The organism is Roseateles sp. P5_E8, from assembly GCF_054177665.1.
Genome location: NZ_JBGCUM010000014.1, coordinates 1 through 20,787, shown reverse-complemented (window position 1 = coordinate 20,787; position 20,787 = coordinate 1). Strand labels below are relative to the sequence as shown.

At 68.0% G+C, this 20,787-nt stretch carries 13 protein-coding genes; 10 read left to right on the top strand and 3 right to left on the bottom strand.

The window, feature by feature from the left end:
- Nucleotides 1-96: 96 nt before the first annotated feature.
- Genes xylA through ACXRVZ_RS10620 form a run of 3 tightly spaced genes read right to left on the bottom strand, consistent with a single transcriptional unit; the run spans nucleotide 97 to nucleotide 4,098 of the window.
- Nucleotides 97-1,410 carry a xylose isomerase gene (gene xylA / locus ACXRVZ_RS10630; protein ID WP_458232405.1) on the bottom strand — a complete coding sequence of 438 codons (1,314 nt, stop codon included), beginning with the start codon at nucleotides 1,408-1,410 and terminating at the stop codon, nucleotides 97-99.
- Nucleotides 1,411-1,417: 7 nt separating this feature from the next.
- Nucleotides 1,418-2,872, bottom strand: coding sequence for a xylulokinase (gene xylB / locus ACXRVZ_RS10625; RefSeq protein ID WP_458232404.1), 1,455 nt, complete (start codon nucleotides 2,870-2,872; stop codon nucleotides 1,418-1,420).
- Nucleotides 2,872-4,098, bottom strand: a complete 1,227-nt coding sequence (locus ACXRVZ_RS10620) for an ROK family protein (protein WP_457419236.1) — start codon at nucleotides 4,096-4,098, stop codon at nucleotides 2,872-2,874. Before ACXRVZ_RS10620 ends, xylB begins: the two co-directional genes overlap by 1 nt.
- A 176-nt stretch (nucleotides 4,099-4,274) precedes the next feature.
- On the opposite strand from ACXRVZ_RS10620, the gene ACXRVZ_RS10615 reads away from it, so the two are divergent.
- The 10 genes from ACXRVZ_RS10615 to ACXRVZ_RS10570 all read left to right on the top strand — a co-directional run bounded on the left by ACXRVZ_RS10615 (nucleotide 4,275) and on the right by ACXRVZ_RS10570 (nucleotide 20,378).
- A complete protein-coding gene (locus tag ACXRVZ_RS10615) occupies nucleotides 4,275-5,816 on the top strand; it encodes a tryptophan halogenase family protein (protein WP_457419234.1) in 1,542 nt (513 codons plus the stop codon).
- Nucleotides 5,817-5,897: 81 nt separating this feature from the next.
- A complete protein-coding gene (gene yicI / locus ACXRVZ_RS10610) occupies nucleotides 5,898-8,168 on the top strand; it encodes an alpha-xylosidase (protein WP_458232403.1) in 2,271 nt (756 codons plus the stop codon).
- 79 nt (nucleotides 8,169-8,247) lie between these two features.
- On the top strand, nucleotides 8,248-11,058 hold the full coding sequence (galA, locus tag ACXRVZ_RS10605) for a beta-galactosidase GalA (protein WP_457427914.1): 2,811 nt from the start codon (nucleotides 8,248-8,250) through the stop codon (nucleotides 11,056-11,058).
- Nucleotides 11,055-13,082, top strand: coding sequence for a glycoside hydrolase family 2 protein (locus ACXRVZ_RS10600; RefSeq protein WP_457427916.1), 2,028 nt, complete (start codon nucleotides 11,055-11,057; stop codon nucleotides 13,080-13,082). Before galA ends, ACXRVZ_RS10600 begins: the two co-directional genes overlap by 4 nt.
- Nucleotides 13,079-14,803 carry a glycoside hydrolase family 9 protein gene (locus ACXRVZ_RS10595; RefSeq protein WP_457427918.1) on the top strand — a complete coding sequence of 575 codons (1,725 nt, stop codon included), beginning with the start codon at nucleotides 13,079-13,081 and terminating at the stop codon, nucleotides 14,801-14,803. The genes ACXRVZ_RS10600 and ACXRVZ_RS10595 overlap by 4 nt, the downstream gene beginning before the upstream one ends.
- Nucleotides 14,804-14,827: 24 nt before the next feature.
- Nucleotides 14,828-16,381, top strand: a complete 1,554-nt coding sequence (locus ACXRVZ_RS10590; RefSeq protein ID WP_457427920.1) for a DUF1570 domain-containing protein — start codon at nucleotides 14,828-14,830, stop codon at nucleotides 16,379-16,381.
- A gap of 32 nt (nucleotides 16,382-16,413) precedes the next feature.
- Nucleotides 16,414-17,943, top strand: coding sequence for a DUF1570 domain-containing protein (locus tag ACXRVZ_RS10585; protein WP_457427922.1), 1,530 nt, complete (start codon nucleotides 16,414-16,416; stop codon nucleotides 17,941-17,943).
- On the top strand, nucleotides 17,940-19,256 hold the full coding sequence (locus tag ACXRVZ_RS10580) for an MFS transporter (protein ID WP_457427924.1): 1,317 nt from the start codon (nucleotides 17,940-17,942) through the stop codon (nucleotides 19,254-19,256). The genes ACXRVZ_RS10585 and ACXRVZ_RS10580 overlap by 4 nt, the downstream gene beginning before the upstream one ends.
- Nucleotides 19,257-19,267: 11 nt before the next feature.
- Nucleotides 19,268-19,969: a polysaccharide deacetylase family protein gene (locus tag ACXRVZ_RS10575; RefSeq protein ID WP_457427926.1), complete on the top strand. Its 702-nt coding sequence runs from the start codon at nucleotides 19,268-19,270 to the stop codon at nucleotides 19,967-19,969.
- 88 nt (nucleotides 19,970-20,057) lie between these two features.
- On the top strand, nucleotides 20,058-20,378 hold the full coding sequence (locus ACXRVZ_RS10570) for a hypothetical protein (protein WP_457427928.1): 321 nt from the start codon (nucleotides 20,058-20,060) through the stop codon (nucleotides 20,376-20,378).
- Nucleotides 20,379-20,787 lie beyond the last annotated feature (409 nt).

Below are 20,787 nucleotides of genomic sequence, written 5' to 3'. Positions count from 1 at the left end.
GGACTTACTGCTGGTTCGTCGGGGAAGGGAAAGGGATCAACATCGCCCGGCAGAGCGGGCGGTGGGGGCTGGGGTGGTGGATGGGGTCATGCCAGGTCAGGCGCAGAAGCGGTTGACGAGGTTCTCGAAGACTTCTTGGCGGCCCGAGACGGGAGCCACGTCGGTGTTCGACGCGAGCACGCCGTCGGCCAGTTCGGCGAGCGAGCGGCGGCCTTGCAGGATGTCCTGGCCAGCGGGTGCGTCCCAGCCGGCGTAGCGCGTGTCGACGGCGCTCTTGAGGCGGCCGTCGTTGACCATCTTTTCGGCGATCAGCAAGGCCTGGGCGCAGACGTCCATGCCGCCGATGTGGCCGTGGAAGAGGTCGGCCGCATCGATGGACTGGCGGCGCACCTTGGCGTCGAAGTTCAGGCCGCCCGAGCCCAGGCCGCCGGCTTGCAGCACGTGGTACATCGCGACGGCCATCTCGGGCACGTTGTTGGGGAACTGGTCGGTGTCCCAGCCCAGCTGCGGGTCGCCGCGGTTCATGTCCAGGCTGCCGAGGATGCCGAGCGCACCGGCGGTGGCGATCTCGTGCTCGAAGCTGTGGCCCGACAGCGTGGCGTGGTTGGCCTCGATGTTGACCTTGACCTCGTTCTCCAGGCCGTAGCGCTTCAGGAAGCCGTAGACGGTGGCGGTGTCGAAGTCGTATTGGTGCTTGGACGGCTCACGCGGCTTGGGCTCGATGAGGATGGCGCCCTTGAAGCCGATCTTGTGCTTGTACTCAACGACCATCGTGAGGAAGCGGCCGAGCTGGTCCAGCTCCTGGCCCAGGCGCGTGTTCAAGAGCGTCTCGTAGCCTTCGCGGCCGCCCCAGAGCACGTAGTTCTCGCCGCCCAGCTTGAGCGTGGCGTCCATCGCGTCGCGCACCTGGAGTGCGGCGAGCTTGAAGATCTCGGGGTCGGGGTTGGTGGACGCGCCCGACATGAAGCGGCGGTGGCTGAACAGGTTGGCCGTGCCCCAGAGCAGCTTGAGGCCGGTGGCCTGCTGCTTCTCGCCCAGCAGGTCGACGATGCGCAGGAAGTTCTCGTGGCTCTCGCGCGGCGTGGCGCCTTCGGGAGCGACGTCGCGGTCATGGAAGCAGTAGTAGGGCGCGCCCAGCTTGGCGAAGAACTCGAATGCGGCATCGGCCTTCAGCTTGGCGAGTTCCATCGGCGAGCCRCCCTGGAACCAGGGGCGCTCGAAGGTGGCGCCGCCGAACGGGTCCAGGCCGGTCCAGACAAAGTTGTGCCAGTAGCAGACGGCGAAGCGCAGRTGRTCTTCCATGCGCTTGCCCAGGACGATGCGGTCCTTGTCGTAGTGCTTGAAGGCCAGGTCGYTSKGGCTGTCGGCGCCCTCGAARCGGATGGGCTGGATGTGTTCGAAGTAGCTCATGGATAAGTCAGGCGCCACGCAGGCGCTGGTAAAGATCACGGAAGCGCGCCAGGCGGGGGGCCAGGCGGGCATGGCGTTCGGGGTCGGGCGTGAAACGCGCGGCGACGGCGGGGCGGGTGCAGACGGTGTCGACGGCTCCGCCRGTGGCGAGCCAGCCSAGRCGSGCTGCGCCSAGTGCKCCGCCKGCTTCGCTGCCGRYRTGGACGACGATTTCSACRTCCAGCGCGTCGGCRATCAGCTGYGCCCAGTAGGGGCTGCGCGAGCCGCCGCCGACGAGGGARAGTTGCGCYACYTCGGTGCCKGCRGCRCGCARTGCGGCRAGGCCGTCKGCCAGGCCGAAGGCGACGCCTTCSAGCACGGCGTAKGTGCAGTCGGCGCGGTTCGTCTGCGCCTTCAGGCCATGGAAGACGCCGGGGGCGAAGGGGTCGTTGTGGGGCGTGCGTTCGCCGGCCAGATAGGGCAGGAAGGTCGGCGCCCGTTCGGTGACTGCGCTGTCATTTGACGTTAGCTCGGCCAGCAGGGCGCTCTCGTGTTGGCCCACGAGATTGCAGAACCAGCGGAAGCAGCTGGCCGCGGACAGCATCACGCTCATCTGATGCCAGCGTGCGGGAAGCGCGTGGCAGAAGGCATGCACGGCCGAGGCCGGGTTGGGGCGGTAGCGGTCGTTGACGACGAAGAGCACGCCGGACGTGCCCAGCGAGATGAAGCCGTCGCCCGGCTGCGTGGCGCCGATGCCGATGGCGCTGGCCGCGTTGTCACCGGCGCCGCCGGCGACGATGACTTCCGCGCCCAGGCCCCAGGCTTGCGCCAACTCTGGCTTGAGCACGCCGCTGGGTTCGCTGGCCTCGACAAGGCGAGGCATGTGGGCACGCGTCAGGCCGGTTGCGGCCAGCAGTTCGTCGGACCAGTCGCGGCGCGACACGTCCAGCCACAGCGTGCCGGCGGCGTCGGAAGGGTCGGAGACCTTGTCGCTGGTCAGTTGCAGGCGCAGCCAGTCCTTGGGCAGCAGCACGGTCTTCACGCGTTCGAAGACGGCGGGCTCGTGCTTGCGCACCCACAGCAGCTTGGGCGCCGTGAAGCCGGGCATGGCCAGGTTGCCGGCGATGTCGTGCAGGCGCGGCGCGGCGGCCTCCAGCTCGGCGCACTCGGCGTGGCAGCGGCCGTCGTTCCACAGGATGGCGGGGCGCAGGACGGTGTCGGCCTCATCCAGCAGGACGGCGCCGTGCATCTGGCCCGACAGGCCGATGCCGCGCACGGCGGCGAACTCGTCCGGGTGGGCGGCGCGCAGCTGGGCCACGGCGGCCTCGGTGGCCGTCCACCAGTCAGTGGGGTTCTGCTCGGACCACAGCGGCTGCGGGCTGGACAGCGTCAGCGTGCTGCCGGCCGTGCCGACGATGAAGCCACGGCCGTCCAGCAGCAGTGCCTTGACTTCCGAGGTGCCGAGATCAAGACCGAGGTACATCAAGCAGCCTCCTCGGCCAGGGTCACGCCGGTGTTTGCCAAAGGTAGGGCAGGGCGGGTCAAGCGATAGCGCGCCAGGGCTGCGGCGCCCACGGCGACGGCGTTGGCGCCGAAGCGCGAGGTGCGCACGCTGGGCGGCGGCAGGTTGGCGGCGGTGGCGTAGTCCAGCAAGGCGTCCAGCGCGGGTTGCAGGAAGGGCTGGCCCAGCTCGACGACGGCGCCGCCCAGCACGATGCAGCCGGGGTCGTAGGCGGTGGCCAGGTTCTGCAGCAGCACGCCGAGGTTCCCGCCGGCGGAGTTGACGGCCTTCAGCGTCTCGGCGTCTTCGTCCACCAGATGGGCGCGCACCTCGGCCAGCGAGCGCAGCGTGGTGCCGTCCTCACTGCCACCCAGCAGCGCGCGCGTGGCGATCAACGCCTCGGCGCAGCCGCGCCGGCCACACGAGCAGCGCGGGCCATTGAGCTGCAGCACCATGTGACCCACCTCGCCGGCAAAGCCGCGGCTGCCGGTCAGCAGGCGGTCGCCGACGATGACGCCGGCGCCCAGGCCCTGGTTGATGGACACGTAGAGCAGCGGGTCGGATGCCGGCGAGGGGTTGAACTCCAGCTCGCCCAGGGCCGCCACGTCGGCTTCGTTCTGGATGAAGAGGGAGACGCCGGCCAGCGACGTGTCCTGCAGCTTCTCGCCCAGCAAGGCGCCGAAGGGAATGTCGCGCCAGCCCAGGTTGGGGGCGAAGTGCAGCACGCCGCGCACCTCGTTGACGCCGCCCGGCAGGCCCACGCCGATGCCGAGGATCTGCTGGTCAAGGTCGAGCTGCTTGCGCACCTTGAGCAGCGCCGTGGCCAGCGTGCCGATGCAGGCCTTGGCCGTGCGGCTGGCGCCGTAGTTGGCCACCGCGCAGGCCAGCACCTCGCCGGTCAGCGAGGTCGCGACGACACGCACCGACTCGATACCCACCTCGGCACCCAGCAGCAGCAGGCGGGCCGGGTCGATAAACAGCGGGGTGGGGCGGCGGCCCAGATCGCCGGTAGCGACAACTTCGCGCTCGGCCAGCCAGCCCTCGTTGACCAGCTCGCGCACGAGCAGGCTGACGGTGGATTTGGTCAGGCCAACGGCGCCTGCGAGGTCTGCGCGCGACAGTCCCGGGTTGGCACAGAGGTGCCTGACCAGGGCCATGCGGTTGATGACCTTCAGCAGTTGTTGGCTTCCAGCGGCTTCGGCCTGCAAGCGTTGTCTCCTTGTTATGTCCTGTTGATCAGGTTTTGGAGCATATTAGTTCGACCGTCGCACGAAGTAAATTGGGTGAAAGCCCCTAGCGCGAAACACAACAGCGCGTCGAAGATGGCGCCGCTCGCGGCCTCAAGTGGTAAGGCCAACGCTTGCCAGACCCGATGCCAGCCCCGATGTCAGACCCCTCAGACCCCTCCGACCTCCCCATCCGCAAGATCGTCATCGTGGGCGGCGGCACCGCCGGCTGGATGGCGGCCGCGCCGCTGACCCAGCGGTTTGCCCGCGCCGGTCAGGCGCGGCCGGAGATCGTGCTGGTCGAGTCGCCCGACATCGGCACCATCGGCGTCGGCGAGGCGACGCTGCCGCCCATTCGCGCCTACAACTTGACGCTGGGCCTGGACGGCGCCGACTTCGTCAAGAAGACGCAGGGCAGCTTCAAGCTGGGCATCGAGTTCCGCGACTGGGGCCAGGTCGGCAACCGCTTCTTCCACGGTTTTGGCGATTTCGGCCCGGCCATTGACGGCCGCTCGCCCTGGCAGCATTGGTTGCGCCTGCAGCGCAAGGTGCCCGACCTGCCGAGCTACGAGGATTGGTCGATGGCCACCGTCATGGCGCATCGCAACCGCTTCACGCCGCCGGAGGGTGGCGCGCCCTCGGCCGCCAATGCCTTCTCCTTCGCCTACCACTTCGACGCCGGCCTCTACGCCGCCTACCTGCGCGACTACGCGATGCAGCGTGGCGCCCAGCGCATCGAGGGGCTGATCGTCGACGTCGAGTTGCGGCCCGAGGACGGCTTTGTCGCCGCCGTCAAGCTGGCCGACGGCCGCCGTATCGATGGCGACCTCTTCATCGACTGCTCGGGCTTCCGGGCGCTGCTGATCGGCGGCGCCATGCAGTCGCCGTATGAAGACTGGAGCGCGCTGCTGCCCTGCAACAGCGCCCAGGCCGTGCCCAGCGAACGCGTCGCGCCGCTGACGCCCTACACCACCTCCACCGCCAAGGCGGCCGGCTGGCAGTGGCGCATCCCGCTGCAGCACCGCACCGGCAACGGCCATGTCTATTGCAACGGCTTCATCAGCGACGACGAAGCCGCCAGCACGCTGCTCGCCGGCCTGGACAGCAAGGCGCTGGACACGCCGCGGCAATTGCGCTTCACGACCGGCCGGCGCAAGCAAGGCTGGGTGAAGAACGTCGTCGCCATCGGCCTGGCCAGCGGCTTCCTGGAGCCGCTGGAGTCCACCAGCATCCAGCTCATCATGGACGGCGTCGGCCGGCTGATCCAGTTCATGCCGGACCGCCGCTGCAAGCCGCATCTGGCGGCCGAGTTCAACCGCCTGATGGCGCAGCAGTACGAGTCCACGCGCGACTTCATCGCGCTGCACTACAAGCTCACCGACCGGCGCGACAGCGAGCTGTGGCGCTACTGCGCGGCCATGCCGATACCCGACACGCTGGCGCATCAGATCGAGCTGTTCCGCTCGACGGGCCGCGTCGCCATCCTCGACCGCGACAGCTTTGCCGAGCCGTCCTGGGTGTCGCTGCTGATGGGCCTGGGGCTGCGGCCCGAGACCTATGACCCCTTCGTCGATCACATCGACGAAGGCGCCCTGGTGCAGCACTTTTCGCGCGTGCGCCAGGCCATCCACCAGACCGCGGCCGGCATGCCCGACCACGGTGACTACATTTCCCGCCATGTGAAGGCGCCACCGGCTTGAGGAGTTAGGCGACCAGAATCAAAAGAAGTGAAGTGGCCGGCAACGCTGCCAGCCGTACGGAGACAACAAGGAACCACCCCCATGAAGTTCACTGACGGACAGTGGATGCTTCAGCCGGGCGTCGCCGCGCACTACGCGGCCGAGGCCTACGCGATCGAAGTCCACGAAGACCGCCTCGTCGTGCTCGCCACGACCCGCCCCATCAAGCACCGTGGCGACACGCTGCAAGGCCCCACGCTGACCGTGACGCTGAGCTCGCCGCTCGAAGGCGTCATTCGCGTCAGCGTCGAGCACTACACCGCGTCCAGCCCGCCGCGGATGCACATCCCCATGGTGGGTGCCAGCAAGCCGACCGTGCAGATCACGAACGGCGAGACCAAGGCCACGCTGACCTCCGGCGCCATCTCGGTCGACGTCAAGAAGGGCGAGGGCTGGGCCCTGACCTTCCGCGAAGGCGACCGCATCCTCACCAAGAGCGACTGGCGTGGCCTGGGYTACATCCAGTGGGGTGCCAAGGGCAACCACATGCACGACCAGCTCTCGCTGGCCGTCGGCGAGAACGTCTACGGCCTGGGYGAGCGCTTCACGCCCTGGGTCAAGAACGGYCAGATCGTCGAGAACACCAACAAGGATGGCGGCACGGCCTGCGAGCAGGTCTACAAGAGCGTGCCCTTCTACCTGACCAACCGCGGCTACGGCGTGCTSGTCAACGAGGCCGGCCCGGTGTCCTTCGAGGTCGGCTCGGAGAAGGTCGCSCGCGTGCAGTTCAGCCGYGAAGGCGAAAGCCTGGACTACTGCGTCATCGCCGGYCCCGACCCCAAGGCSGTCTTGAACCGGYTGACAGCGCTGACAGGCCGCGCCCCGCTGCCGCCGGCCTGGAGCTTCGGCCTGTGGATGACGACCTCGTTCACGACGCAATACGACGAGGCCACGGCCACCCACTTCATCGACGAGATGAAGCGCCGCGACCTGCCGCTGGCCGTCTTCCACTTCGACTGCTTCTGGATGCGCGAGTTCCAGTGGTGCGACTTCGCCTGGGACCCGCGCGGCTTCCCCGAGCCCGAGGCCATGCTCAAGCGCCTGCACGACAAGGGCCTGAAGATCAGCTTSTGGATCAACCCATACGTGGCGCAGAAGTCGCCGCTGTTTGCTGAGGGCGTCAAGAACGGCTACTTCATCAAGCGCACCAACGGACTGACCTTCCAGACCGACCAGTGGCAACCCGGCATGGCCATCGTCGACTTCACGAACCCTGCCGCCAAGGCCTGGTACCAGAGCCACCTGAAGCGCCTGCTGGCCCAGGGCGCCGACTGCTTCAAGACCGACTTCGGCGAGCGCATCCCCAGCGAGGGCGTGACCTACTTCGACGGCTCCGACCCCGTCGAGATGCACAACCTCTACGCGCTGCAATACAACCAGGCCGTCTTCGAGCTGCTGGAAGAAGTGCAGGGCAAGGACGCCATCGTCTTCGCCCGCTCCACCTACGCGTCGGGCCAGCGCTTCCCCGTGCACTGGGGCGGTGACTGCTGGAGCACGTTTGAGTCCATGGCCGAGAGCCTCAGAGGCGGCCTGTCGCTCACCTCCTGCGGCTTCGCCTTCTGGAGCCACGACATCGGYGGCTTCGAGGGCAACCCGCCGCCGGCCGTCTACAAGCGCTGGATCCAGTTCGGCCTGATGTCCTCGCACAGCCGCCTGCACGGCAGCAGCAGCTACCGGGTGCCATGGCTCATCGACGAAGAGAGCTGCGACGTGCTGCGCGCATTCACGCGGCTCAAGCATCAGCTCATGCCCTATCTCTACGCCAAGGCTCACGAGGCGACGGAGACGGGTGTGCCGCTGATGCGCGCGATGCTCCTGGAGCATCCGCAGGACCCGGCCTGCGCGCCGCTGGACCGGCAGTACCAGCTCGGTGAGAGCCTGCTTGTCGCGCCGGTGTTCACCGAGAGCGGCGAGGTGGACTTCTATCTGCCGGAAGGTAAATGGACCCATCTGCTGAGCGGCGAGAAGAAGCAAGGCGGCCGCTGGCATCGCGAGACGCATGGCTTCCTGTCCATGCCGCTGTACGCGGCGCCGGGCAGCGTCATCGCCTGGGGGGCCGAGACCGAGAAGCCGGACTACGACTACGCCAGCGGCACCGTGCTGCGCGTCTTCGAGCTGGCCGACGGCGCGAGCGCGGCCTTCACGGTCGTGGGCCTGGACGGCAACGTCGCGGCACGCGGCACGGTCAGCCGCAGCGGCGGGCAGTACACGGCGCGGGTTTCCGAGGGCGCGCTGCGCGACTGGGGCCTGGACGTGGACGGCCGGCGCAGCCCCGTGCTGGCTGAAGGCGCCTCGTTGAGCTGGACGGCCTGACGGGCTGACTGGCCTATTGCCCCGGTAGGCCGGTGGACGCTCACGCGCCCACCGGCTCATTGCTTTTGATGGAGAGACCATGGCCTGGCGTCGCGTTCTGTTGATGGTGTTGCTGGCAGTCGCCAGCGTTGCTCAGGCCGCCCCACGCGAGCGCCTGTCGCTCGACCAGGACTGGCTCTTCCACAAGGGCGACGTGCCCGCGCCGCCCATCAAGGGCCACGGCGCTTCGTACAACAGCGCCAAGGCGGGCAGTGCCCCAGGCGCTGCGGCGACCGGCTTCGACGACTCCGGCTGGCGCCGCCTGGACCTGCCGCACGACTGGGCCGTCGAGGGCGGTTTCAACCCCAACGAGAACCTTTCCCAGGGCTACCGCGAACGCGGCGTCGGCTGGTATCGGCGCTACTTCCAGTTGCCCGTCACGGACCGAGGCCGCCACATCGAGCTGCAGTTCGACGCCATCGCCACCCACAGCACCGTCTGGGTCAACGGCAACGTCGTCAACCGCAACTGGTCGGGCTACAACGGACGCAACATCGACATCACGCCCTATCTGCGCTACGGCGAGGACGTGAACAACATCGCCGTGCGCGTGGACGCCGACGCGATGGAAGGCTGGTGGTACGAGGGCGCCGGCATCTACCGCCACACCTGGCTCGTCAAGCGCAACGCCGTGCACATCGCCACCGACGGCATCCATGCCAACCCGGTCAGCGCGGACGGCAAGCGCTGGTCGCTGCCGGTCGAGATCGAGGTGAACAGCAGCGGCAAAGCAGCCCAGGACGCCGAGGTCGAGGTGACGTTGATAGACCCGGCCGGCAAGGAGGTGGCCCGTTCACGCAGCAAGGTGCGCGTGCAGGCGCTGGGCACGAGTACCGCCAAGCTGCAGCTCGCCGTCGCGCAACCCAAACTCTGGACGCTGCAAGCCCCGAAGCTCTACCGCGTGCGCGCCCGCTTGACTGCGGGCCAGACGCTGGACGAAGCCGAGATCAAAACCGGCTTCCGCACCCTCCGCTTCGACGCCGACCACGGCTTCTTCCTGAACGGCCAGCACGTCAAGCTGCAAGGCGTCTGCATCCACCAGGACCACGCCGGTGTCGGCGTCGCGGTGCCGGAGGCCATCTGGGAATTTCGGCTGCGGCGGCTCAAGGACATGGGCGTCAACGCCATCCGCTTCTCGCACAACGCGCCGGCCGCCGAGGTGCTCGACCTGGCCGACCGCGTGGGCTTTCTCGTCATGGACGAGAACCGCAATTTCAATCCGTCGCCTGACTACATGCAGCAGCTCACCTGGCTGGTGAAGCGCGACCGCAACCACCCCAGCGTCATCCTGTGGTCGGTCTTCAACGAGGAGCCCATGCAGGGCACCGAGGTGGGCTACGAGATGGTGCGCCGCATGGTGTCTGCCGTGAAGGCGCTGGACCCCACCCGCCCCGTGACGGCGGCGATGAACGGCGGCCTGTTCGCCGACATCAACGTGTCGCAGGCCGTCGACGTGGTCGGCTTCAACTACCAGATCAATGACTACGACCGCTTCCACAAGGCCAACCCCAAGCTGCCGCTGACCAGCTCGGAAGACACCTCCGCCTTCATGTCGCGCGGCGAGTTCAAGAGCGACCGCGCCCGCAACATCATGGCGTCGGATGACAGCGAGGCCGCCTACTGGGGCAACACGCATCGCCAGGCCTGGAAGGCAATCGCCGAGCGGCCCTTCATCGCCGGCGGCTTCCTCTGGACCGGCTTCGACTACCGAGGCGAGCCCACACCCTTCGAGTGGCCCAGCGCCGGCTCCTTCTTCGGCGCGATGGACTTGTGCGGCTTTGCCAAGACGGCCTTTTGGCTACACCGCGCGCAGTGGGTGAAGGTCGAGGAGCAGCCGGTCGTCAAGATTGCGCCGCACTGGAACTGGCCGGGGCAGGAGGGCCAGAAGCAGCGCGTCATGGTGCTGAGCAATGCGCCGCGTGTGCGCCTGCTGCTGAACGGCAAGGTGGTGGACGAGCGCGATGTCGACCCCTTCGAGATGGTCACCTTCGACGTGGCCTACGCGCCGGGCAAGCTGGAGGCTGTCGCGCTGAAGGGCGGCGCGGAGATCGCCCGCGACGTGGTCGAGACCAGCGGCGCGCCCGTGCGTCTGCTGCTGACGCCCGACCGCAAGGCGCTGGCCGGCGACGGCCTGGACGCGTTGCCCGTCACCGTCAGCGCCCTTGACGCCCAAGGCCGGCCGGTGCCTACGGCAAACCTCAAGGTGCGCTTCGAGCTGAGCGGCGCGGCCAGCATCATCGGCGTGGGCAATGGCGACCCGAACTCGCATGAGTCCGAGAAGGCCCCCGAGCGCAGCCTCTACAACGGCCTGGCCCAGGTCATCTTGCAAAGCCGGCGCGCGGGCAGCGGTGAAGTGAAGCTGCGCGCATTGGCCGACGGGATCCAGCCTGCCGAGACCACCCTTGCCGTTCAGGCCGCGGCCGCACCACTGGCGGTCGGCCCCGCCGAACCAGTGACGCAGCTGCTGTACTGGCGCATTTCGCCCGCGCAAGCCGCACAACCTGACCCCAACGTCCAGCTCGCCGACAACGACATGAACACCTGGGGCTGGGGCGAGGTGCCGATCAAGCAGGCCGCCGAGGTGCCGGCCTGGCGCCTGTACCGCACCGACCTGCGCCTGCGCGCCGACCTCAACGACGGCCGCGCCCGCCTCGTCTTCCGCGAACTGGCCGGCAAGGCCCAGGTGTGGCTGGCCGGCGTGAAGCTGGGCGAGAAGACGACGGACGCGCTGGGCGAGTTCTCGGTGCTGCTGCCGCAGGGCGCGACGACGCGGCAGCTGACGGTGATGATCCAGTCCGACCCGGCCCAGCCCACCGGCCTGCGCGGCAAGGTCGTCGTGCAAAAGCCATGAGCCTCGTCAAGCCGCTGCTCCTGGCGCTGCTGCTGGTTGTCGGCGGCTACGCATCGGCGTCGCGGCAGGTCACCGCGCTGGACGACGGCTGGCGCTTCCTGCGCGCCGATGCGGCCGGCGCGAGCGGCAACGACTTCGATGACTCCACCTGGGCGGCGGTGCGCCTGCCGCACACCTGGAACGGCAGCGACGGCGAGGCCGGTGGCGCCTACTACCGCGGCCCGGGCTGGTACCGCCGCGAGCTGCAGCTGCCGGCCTCGGTGCTGCGCCACTTCCTGCAGTTCGACGGCGCCGCACTGCGAGCCGAGGTCTGGGTCAACGGCCAGCGCGCCGGCCAGCACGACGGCGGCTATGCGGCCTTTCGCATCGACATCACTCGCTGGCTGCGCGTCGGCCGCAACCAGATCGCCGTGCGCGTGGACAACGCCACGGCGAAGCACGTCGCGCCGCTGGGCGGAGACTTCACCGTCTTCGGCGGCCTCTACCGCGGCGTTAAGCTGGTGGCCGTGCCTGCCGCCCACTTCGACCTGCTCGACGACGGCGGACCGGGCGTCTACGTGTCGGCCACCGAGGTCAGCGCCGAGCGTGCCCAACTGGCGCTGCGCGCCCGCGTGCGCAACGACGGCGGCGAGGCCCGGCGCCTTTCGCTAACCCTCAGCCTGCGCGACGCCACCGGTCGCGTCGTGGCGCAAGGCCAGCAGGCTGTGCAAGCCGCACCTGACAGCACCGTCGTCGCCGAGCAGCCCTGGACGCTGACCAAGCCTCACCTCTGGCAAGGCCCGGCCGCCCCCCCCCTCTACACGCTGATCGCCGAGCTGCGCGACGGCACCGACGTGCTGGACACACTGACCCTGCCGGTTGGCATTCGTAGCGTGCAGATCGACCCGCAACGCGGCCTGCTGCTGAACGGCCGGCCGCATGCGGTGCACGGCGTCAACCTGTTCCACAGCGGCCGCCCGGGCCAGGGCCTGGCCGTCAGCGACGCGCAGATCGACGAGGACTTCCACATCCTGAACGAACTCGGCGTGACTGGCCTGCGCTTCGTCCACTTCCAGCACCCGCAGCGCGCCTACGACAACGCCGACCGCGCCGGCCTGCTGACCTGGACCGAGATCCCGCTGAACTCGGCGATGGACGAGGGCGAGGACTTCCGCGCCAACCTCGCCCAGCAGATGCGCGAGCTGGTCAAGCAGAACCAGCACCACCCGTCCGTCGTGATCTGGGGCGTGGGCAACGAGGTCTACCGGTCGGACGAACCGATCGTCAAGCTGCTGGCCGATATGAGCCGCCTGGCCCACGAACTCGACCCGACGCGGGCGACGGCCTACGCCCACTGCTGCGCCGCTGACGATCATGCGATGGCGCGGCAGACCGATGTCATCGGCTTCAACCGTTACTACGGCTGGTACGACGGCCAGTTCAGCGACTTCGGCCCCTGGGCGGACCGCGCTCGTGCCGCGCTGCCCGCCCGCCCGATGTCGGTGGCCGAGTACGGAGCCGGCGCCAGCGCACTGCACCAGCAGGACCCGCCCGTGCGCCCCAAGCCGACCGACCGCTGGCACCCCGAGCAATACCAGGCGTTGTTCCACGAGGCCTACTGGCCGCAGATCGCCGCGCGGCCCTGGCTGTGGGGCAGCTTCGTCTGGGTCGGCTTCGACCTCGCCTCGGCCGGACGCAACGAAGGCGACCGCCCCGGCATCAACGACAAGGGCCTGGTGAGCTACGACCGCCAGACGCGCAAGGACGCCTTCCTCTACTACCAGGCGCAGTGGAGCCGTCAGCCCGTCATGCACATCGCCAGCCGCCGCGCCACGCCGCGTGCTGCCGGTCCCGTGCAAATCAAGGCGTACGCAAACGGCCGCAGCGCCGTGCTCAGCATCAACGGCGTCGACCTGCCCGCACAGGCCGTGCAAGGCGGTATCGCTCAATGGGACAGCGTTATCCTGCGGCCCGGCCGCAACCGCCTGCAAGCCCGTGGGGACAACGGTGCGGTGGACAACATCAATTGGATCGTCACCCCATGAACCGACAGATTCTTTGCGCCGGCCTGCTGGCTGCCAGCGTGGCTCACGCTCAGGTTCAAACCGGCGAGATCGCCGTCAACCAGGTCGGCTACCTGCCCGGCGCGGCCAAGCTGGCGGCCCTCCCAGCAGTCGAGGCCGGGGCTTTCACCGTGGTTGACGCTGACACCGGCCGCACCCTGCTGCGCGGCCAACTTGGTGCCGCGGCGCGCTGGGAGCCCGCCGGCCAGGACGTGCGGCTGGCCGACTTCTCCGCGCTGAAAGCACCGGGCCGCTACCGCCTGCACATCGACGGTCTGCCCGACTCGCCGCCTTTCGTCATCGCGGCCGACGCCTATGCCGCCGTCAACGCCGCGTTCATCAAGGCCTTCTATTTCAACCGCGCCAGCACGCCGCTGCTGGCCCAGCACGCCGGCCGCTGGGCCCGACCGGCGGGGCATGCCGACGACAAGGTCCTCGTGCACGCCTCGGCGGCCAGCGCGAGCCGGCCCGAGGGCACCGTCATCAGCGCCCCCAAGGGCTGGTACGACGCGGGCGACTACAACAAATACATCGTCAACTCCGGCATCACCGTCTACACGATGCTGGCCGCGTACGAGCATTTCCCGGCCTTCTTCAAGACCCAGGATCTGCGCATCCCCGAAAGCGGCGATGCCATGCCTGACCTGCTCGACGAGGCGCTGTGGAACCTGGAGTGGATGCTGTCCATGCAGGACCCGGCGGATGGCGGGGTCTATCACAAGCTCACCAACAAGGGCTTCGACGGCGTCGTCATGCCGGCCGACGCCAAGGGCGAGCGCTACGTCGTGCAGAAGGGCACTGCCGCCGCGCTGGACTTCGCCGCCGTCATGGCCCAGGCCAGCCGCGTGTTCGCGGCCTTCGAGGCGCAGCGGCCGGGGTTGTCGGCCCGCATGCGCGCCGCCGCCGAGCGTGCCTGGGGCTGGGCGCAGGCCCATCCGAAGGAGGTCTATCGCCAGCCGCCGGACATCCGCACCGGCGGCTATGGCGACGACAAGCTCGACGACGAATTCGCCTGGGCCGGCGCCGAACTGTTCATCACCACCGGCGAGGCGCGCTACCGGCCGGACCTGGACAAGCTGGCCATCCGCGTGCCCGGCTGGGGCGACGTCGCCGGCCTGGCGTGGGCCAGCCTGGCCCAGCACCGCAGCAAGCTCACCAAGGCCGATGCCGACCTCGTGACGAAGCGCGTGCGCGGCTTCGGCGACGAACTCGCCGCCACCTGGAAAGCCTCGGCCTACCGCGTGACGATGGAGAGCAAGACCGACTTCGTCTGGGGCAGCAATGCCCACGCGCTGAACCAGGCGCTGATGCTCGTCCAGGCCTACCGCGTCAGCAACGACCGCGCGCAGCTGGATGCCGCGCAGGCCGTGCTGGACTACGTGCTGGGCCGCAACCCGCTGGGCCAGAGCTATGTGACCGGCTTCGGCCAGCGCCCGGCGCTGCATCCCCACCACCGGCCATCCGAGGCCGATGGCGTGGACGCGCCCGTGCCCGGCTTCCTGGTCGGCGGCCCCAACCCCGGCCGGCAGGACCAGAAGCAATGCCCCGCCTACCCGTCGGCACTGCCCGCGCTGGCCTACATCGACCACTTCTGCAGCTATGCCAGCAACGAGATCGCCATCAACTGGAACGCGCCGCTGGTCTATGTGTCGGCGGCGTTGCAGGCGTTGACGCCGTCTGAGCGGCCATCGACGTCCCGATAGGAAACCACCGAACCGGAGGCGATGATGACAAGCTGGAAAAAGAGGGCGCTCGTGCTGCTGCTGGTCGGGCTGTCGGTAGTCGCCGCGCCGGCCCGGGCGGCTGCGGACTGGCTGCGCGCCGAGAGCAAGCACTTCCGGGTGCTGACCAGCATCTCCAAGGCCGATGCCATCCGCAAGCTGCAGGATCTGGAGCGGCTGCACGAGGCGACGTTGATGGCACTGCGCGTGGACGAGAAGCTGGCGCGCTCGCCCTTTCCCATGGTCCTCAGCAACGACCCCGACATCATTGGCCAGGCCGTGCCCCATTTACGGCAACGGAACTTCGCCGGTGTCTTCATGGCCGGCGTCGACGGCTCTGTGGCCTTTGCCGTCAACGCGCCCTGGCGCGAGGACTACTCGGGCGGCGTGATCTTTCACGAATACGCCCACCGCGTGCAGGCCCAGTACGCGCGTGGCGCCTATCCGGCCTGGTTCGTCGAAGGGTTCGCCGAGTTTTTCGCGTCCTCGCGCATCGGCAGCGGCAGCGTCGTCGTCGGTGCAACCAACATGTCCACGACCGCTGTCCTGAACGACCGTGCCTGGCTGAGCCCGGAGCAATTGCTCAAGCCCAGCTTCCGGGCGACGGGCCAGAAAGAGGCCGACGATCGCTACTTCGCCAGCTTCTACGCGCAGTCCTGGCTGCTGACGCACTACGTGCTGAAGGATCCGGCCCGCAAGCAACGCTTCAGCGACTACTTCCGCCGCATCGCGGCTGGGGAAGACCCACTCACCGCCTTCGAACCGGCCACGGGCATCCCGCTGACCCGGCTCAACAACGTGCTGCGTTCCTACTTCACCGAGGGTGAGATCTACGCCAGCGAGTACCCCGTCGGCCCGCCGGCCGAGGTGCGCATCACCGAGCTGACTCGCGAGCAAGGCGAGGCCGAGCTCGACGCCATGATCATCAACGGCCGCCCGGAGGCGGCCTATGGCAAGGCCGTGCTGGAGCGGCTGCGCGAACGCGTCGCCAAGGCCGGTGGCGAGCGCGCGCCCGACAGCATGCGCTGGGCTCTGGCCTATGGCGAGATTCGCTACGGCGATGCCGACCGGGCGCTGGACATCCTCGCGCCCTGGGCGCAGCGCAGCGACACGCCTTTCGAGGCCAACCGCCTGCTCGGCTGGGCCTGGCAGACGGCGGCTGCCTCGTCCAGTGGCGCCGAGCGCACGCAGGCGCTGGAACAGGCGCGCATCTTCCTGATGGCGGCCTACAAGCAGCGACGCACCGACGCACCCACCCTCTACCAACTGGCCCGCGTGCTCTACAGCAAGGGCCCCAGCGCCAGCCTCAGCAACGCCGCCGAAACGGCCAGCATGCTCGACCCGCAGGTGCTCGACTACGCCTACCTGGCCGTGACGGTCCACCTGGAAGCCGGCGACCGCGACAAGGCCCTGCCGGCGTTGCAGTCGCTGGCCGGCAACCCGCACGGCGGCGAGGGCACCGAGCGAGCCCGCGCCGCGCTGCAAGCCCTGCAATCCAACCGAGAGGTCTCCGAAGTCCTCGCTCTGCTGAACGGCAGCAAGAAGGCCACGATGCCATGACCGGACTGCGTACCGCCGCACTGGCGCACTGGGTGGCGCTGACGCTGCTGCTGGCCGCGCTGTCCCTCGGTGTGGCGCCGGCCCGTGCCGCGCAATGGCAGCGCGCTGAGTCGCCGCATTTCCGCGTGCTGGCTCTTGCCTCTGGGCCGGAGGTCCTGCGGCGGGTCCAGAACCTGGAGCGACTTCATGCCGCCATGCTGGTGACGCTGGGCGTGACCGAGGGCCAGGGCCTGAAACGGCCGCCCTTCGAGATGGTCATGAAAGAGGGCAACGTCGTCGCCAGCTTCTTCCCGGGTACACCGGAAGAGGTCGCCGGTGTCTTCTTGCTGAGGCGCGATGGTGCGCTGGCGCTGGCCTCGATCTGGTTGAACCAGGGCCGGTCCGACTACTCCGGCAAAGTGATCCATCACGAGTACGCGCACCGCCTGATGTACCAGTACGCCCGCGTGGGCTATCCCATGTGGTACGTCGAAGGCTTTGCCGAGTTTTTCGCCGCCACATACATGGATGCCGACGGGTTGGCAATCGGCGCTGGCAGCCTGGGTTCGGGGGTGCTGGACAGGGAGCGCTGGATCGACGCCGAGAAGCTCCTGAAGCCGGTCGTCAAGCCAACGGGAGAGCGAGACGTCGGCAACGTCTACGTCTTCTATGCGCAGGCATGGCTGTTGACTCACTACATGCTGGCTGACAGCACCCGCATCCAGCGTTTCAACGAGTACTTCCGCCGCGTTGCATCCGGTGAGGATGCCGTCGCCGCATTCGAGCCCGCCACCGGCATTGCCGTGAGTCAGCTCAACGACGAGTTGCGCCGCTACCGGGTCAACATGTTTGCGCTCAAGATGCCCCAGAGCCTGCTGCCTGCCGTCGAGGTGCGCGTCACGACCCTTCCGCTGGCCGAGGCCGAGGCGGAGTTCGACAGCCTGGTGGTCCGGGCGGAGCCTGCGGAAGAGGTAGGCAAGGCCGCACTGAAGCGTCTGCGTGAGAACGTCAGCCGGGCCGGCGGCGAGCGCGCGCCCGACGTGATGCGTTGGGCCCTGGCCTACGCCGAGATCCGCCATGGCAACGCGGATCACGCGCTGCAGATCCTGGCGCCCTGGGCGTCGCGCGACGACGCACCGTTTGAAGCCAACCGCCTGCTCGGCTGGGCTTGGCAGGCCGAAGCGGCACTTTCGGAGGGCGCGGATCGAACTCAGGCGCTGGACCAGGCACGCGGCTTCCTGATCGCCGCCTACAAACAGCGCCGCAACGACGCGCCAACGCTCTATCAACTGGCCCGCGTACTCCACGGCAAGGGTCCCAGCGCCAGCCTCAGCAACGCCGCCGAAGCGGCCAGCGTGCTCGAGCCTCAGGTCTCCGACTACGCCGTCCTGGCCGCCGCCGTACACCTCGAAGCCGGTGACCGCGACAAAGCCTTGCGCCCCCTGCAGTCACTGGCAAGCAATCCGCATGGCGGCGAAGGCACAGAACGCGCGCGCGCTGCGCTGCAAGCCCTGCAATCCGGCAAAGAGGCCATCGAAGTCCTCGCCCTCCTCAACGGCAGCAAGAAGGCCACCACACCATGACTCAGACCTACCGCCACCCGCTCACGTGGGTGCCCTCGCTCTACCTGGCCATGGGCTTGCCCAATGTGATGGTCGGCGTCGTCGCGGCCATCATCTACAAGAACCTGGGCGTCTCCAACGAGGACATCGCCCTCTACACCTCGCAGATGTACCTGCCCTGGGTGCTCAAGCCCCTGTGGGCGCCGCTGCTGGAGGCCTATCGCAGCAAGCGCTTCTGGGTCATCAGCATGGAGTTCACGATGGCCGCCGGCCTCGGCCTCGTGGCGCTGTGCCTGCCGCTGGAAGGCTTTTTCAAACTGTCGCTGGCCTTCTTCTGGCTCGTCGGTTTTGCCTCCGCCACGCAGGACACCTGCGCCGACGGCGTCTTCATGACGACCGTCTCCAAGACCGACCAAGCGCGCTACTCCGGCCTGCAGGGCATGTGCTGGAACATGGGCGCCGTCATCGGCTCGGGCCTGTTCGTGTCGCTCACGGGTTATCTGCACAACCACATGGGCATGAGCTGGGTGCAGTGCTGGGTCATCGTCGTGTCCATGGCGGCGGCCGCGATGGCTATCTTCGGCATCTATCACGTGCGCGTGCTGCCGCCGGGCTCGCCCTCGGCGCTGCACGGCCAGGGGCTGGGCGTCGGCATGCAGGCCACGGCCGAGGCCTGGATCACCTTCTTCAAGAAGCCGCAGATCTGGATGATGCTGGCCGTCATCTTCTTCTACCGCTTCGGCGARGGCTTCATCGAGAAGTTCGGTCCGCTGTTCCTGCTGGACACGCGCGCCGCCGGCGGCCTGGGCATGGACAACGAATCCCTGGGCCACATCAACGGTACCGTGGGCACGCTGACCTTCATCGCCGGCGCCTTCCTGGGCGGCTTTCTGGTCGCGAAGCGCACGCTGCCCCGCAGCTTCTTCACGCTGGCCCTGGTGCTCAACATCCCGCACCTGACCTACTTCTACCTCGCGCAGACGATGCCGACCGACACGATCACCATCGCCGTCATCGTCTCCATCGAGAAGTTCGGCTTCGGCATGGGCTCGGTGGGCCACATGCTTTACATGATGCAGCAGATCGCCCCGGGGCCCTTCCGCATGGCCCATTACGCGATGGCCACCGGTGTCATGGCGCTCACCAAATGGGGCACCGGCACCGTCAGCGGCTTCATGTGGAATGCCGTCGACCACAACTATCTGAGCTTCTTCGGCTGGGTGCTGGTCTTCTCCGTCCCGCCGGTCATCCTGGCCTGGCTGGCACCCTTCCCGCATGACCACGAGGAGGCCGACGAGTTCAGCGGGCAGGCCGCCCCGGCGGGTGGCCACTGATGGGGCTGCTGATGAGCATGGTGCTGGCCACGGCCGTCTCCGCGCCCGCCTGCGGGCCCGACGTGCTGGGCACGTCACGCACGCTGACACTCAAGCGCGAGGGCGCGGCCTGGGGCAAGGCCCAGCACGCCGCGCTGCCGACGTTGGCGCCGGGCGAGGTCGTGCTGACCTTTGACGACGGCCCGCGGCCGGAGTCCACACCGCTGGTGTTGAAGGCGCTGGCCGACCAATGCGTGAAGGCCAGCTTCTTCATGAACGGCGAGCCGATGCAGCAGCATTCGGCGCTGGCGCGCCAGGTGCGCGATGCTGGTCACACGGTGGGCATGCACGGCTATCGGCACGAGCATTTCTCGCAACTGCCACCGGCCACGCAGCAGGCCGACCTCGACGCGATGGTGGCCGTGTACCGCGCGGCGCTGGGCGCCGAGCCGGCGGCCTATCGCTTCCCCTTCCTGGAGGAAACGCCCACGCTGCTGAAGGCACTGGCCGACCGCGCCATCACCGTCATGTCCATCGACGCCGGTGCCGAAGACTGGCTACCCGACCAGACGCCGCAGATGCTGGCGGACAAGCTGCTGGGCGAGTTGGCCAAGAGCGGCGGTGGCATCGTGCTGCTGCATGACGCGCAGGATCAGACGGCGAGGGCGATGCCGTTTTTGTTGCAGGCGTTGAAGGCGAAGGGCTACAAGGTCGTGCACGTCCGTTGGCAATAGACCCTGCTTATGGTGCATGTGCACGAGGCGAGGTGAGAAGGGTAGATTCACGCCTCTCGATTTCTCGCGTTAGCCGTTGAATTTCTGTATGCCGACTTTTCACTCACACGAGTTTCCGCGTTGGGACATGGGTCCTGATCTATCAGAGATCGTCACCTATCCAGGCGTGCAACTGGAGGGCGAGACGCTCGGCGCTTTGTTTGAGCAGGCGTTCAACGTTCTCGGAGTTCGCATCATCGCCGCCGATCCACCAAAGTACTTCAGGTACTTTTCGAAAGGAGATGCCGAGAAGTATGTTTTGGTTGACGTTCACATCCAGCGCGACGGCTTAGAAATCTGCCCCAAGCAGGACCTCGGATTCCAACTGCGCGAAACCGATGTCGTGGAGGCTGGGTTGCTCGTATGTTGAGCGAGCAGATTGGAGTGAACGCAGTGAACCCCAACATTTCGATCCCCGTGACCCCGATTCCCGCTCTCTGACGATGCGCATTTCGGGTGAAGTTGAGGCTGTTTGGCGATGTTCCTTTTCGCTCGGTGCATCGCGCCGGGAGTCCGCCCCGGCGGGCGGGTAACTTTCTTCTGCGGCGCTGTATAGACCGGAGACATGGGTAACACCCGTGCCAGGACATGGGTAACACCTTCTCAAGTGTCCAACAGCGGCTCACGCAGGTCGAACTGGGTGAAGCGCTGATGGCAGAAGTACACGTCATGCACGCCATCGCATCCACTTCTGGGACGAATGCCAATAGGCAGACCTTGCAGAGCGCTGGACACGTGCAGCTTGCGCCGCTGGAAGTGCACGAAGCCGTTCCAGCCCC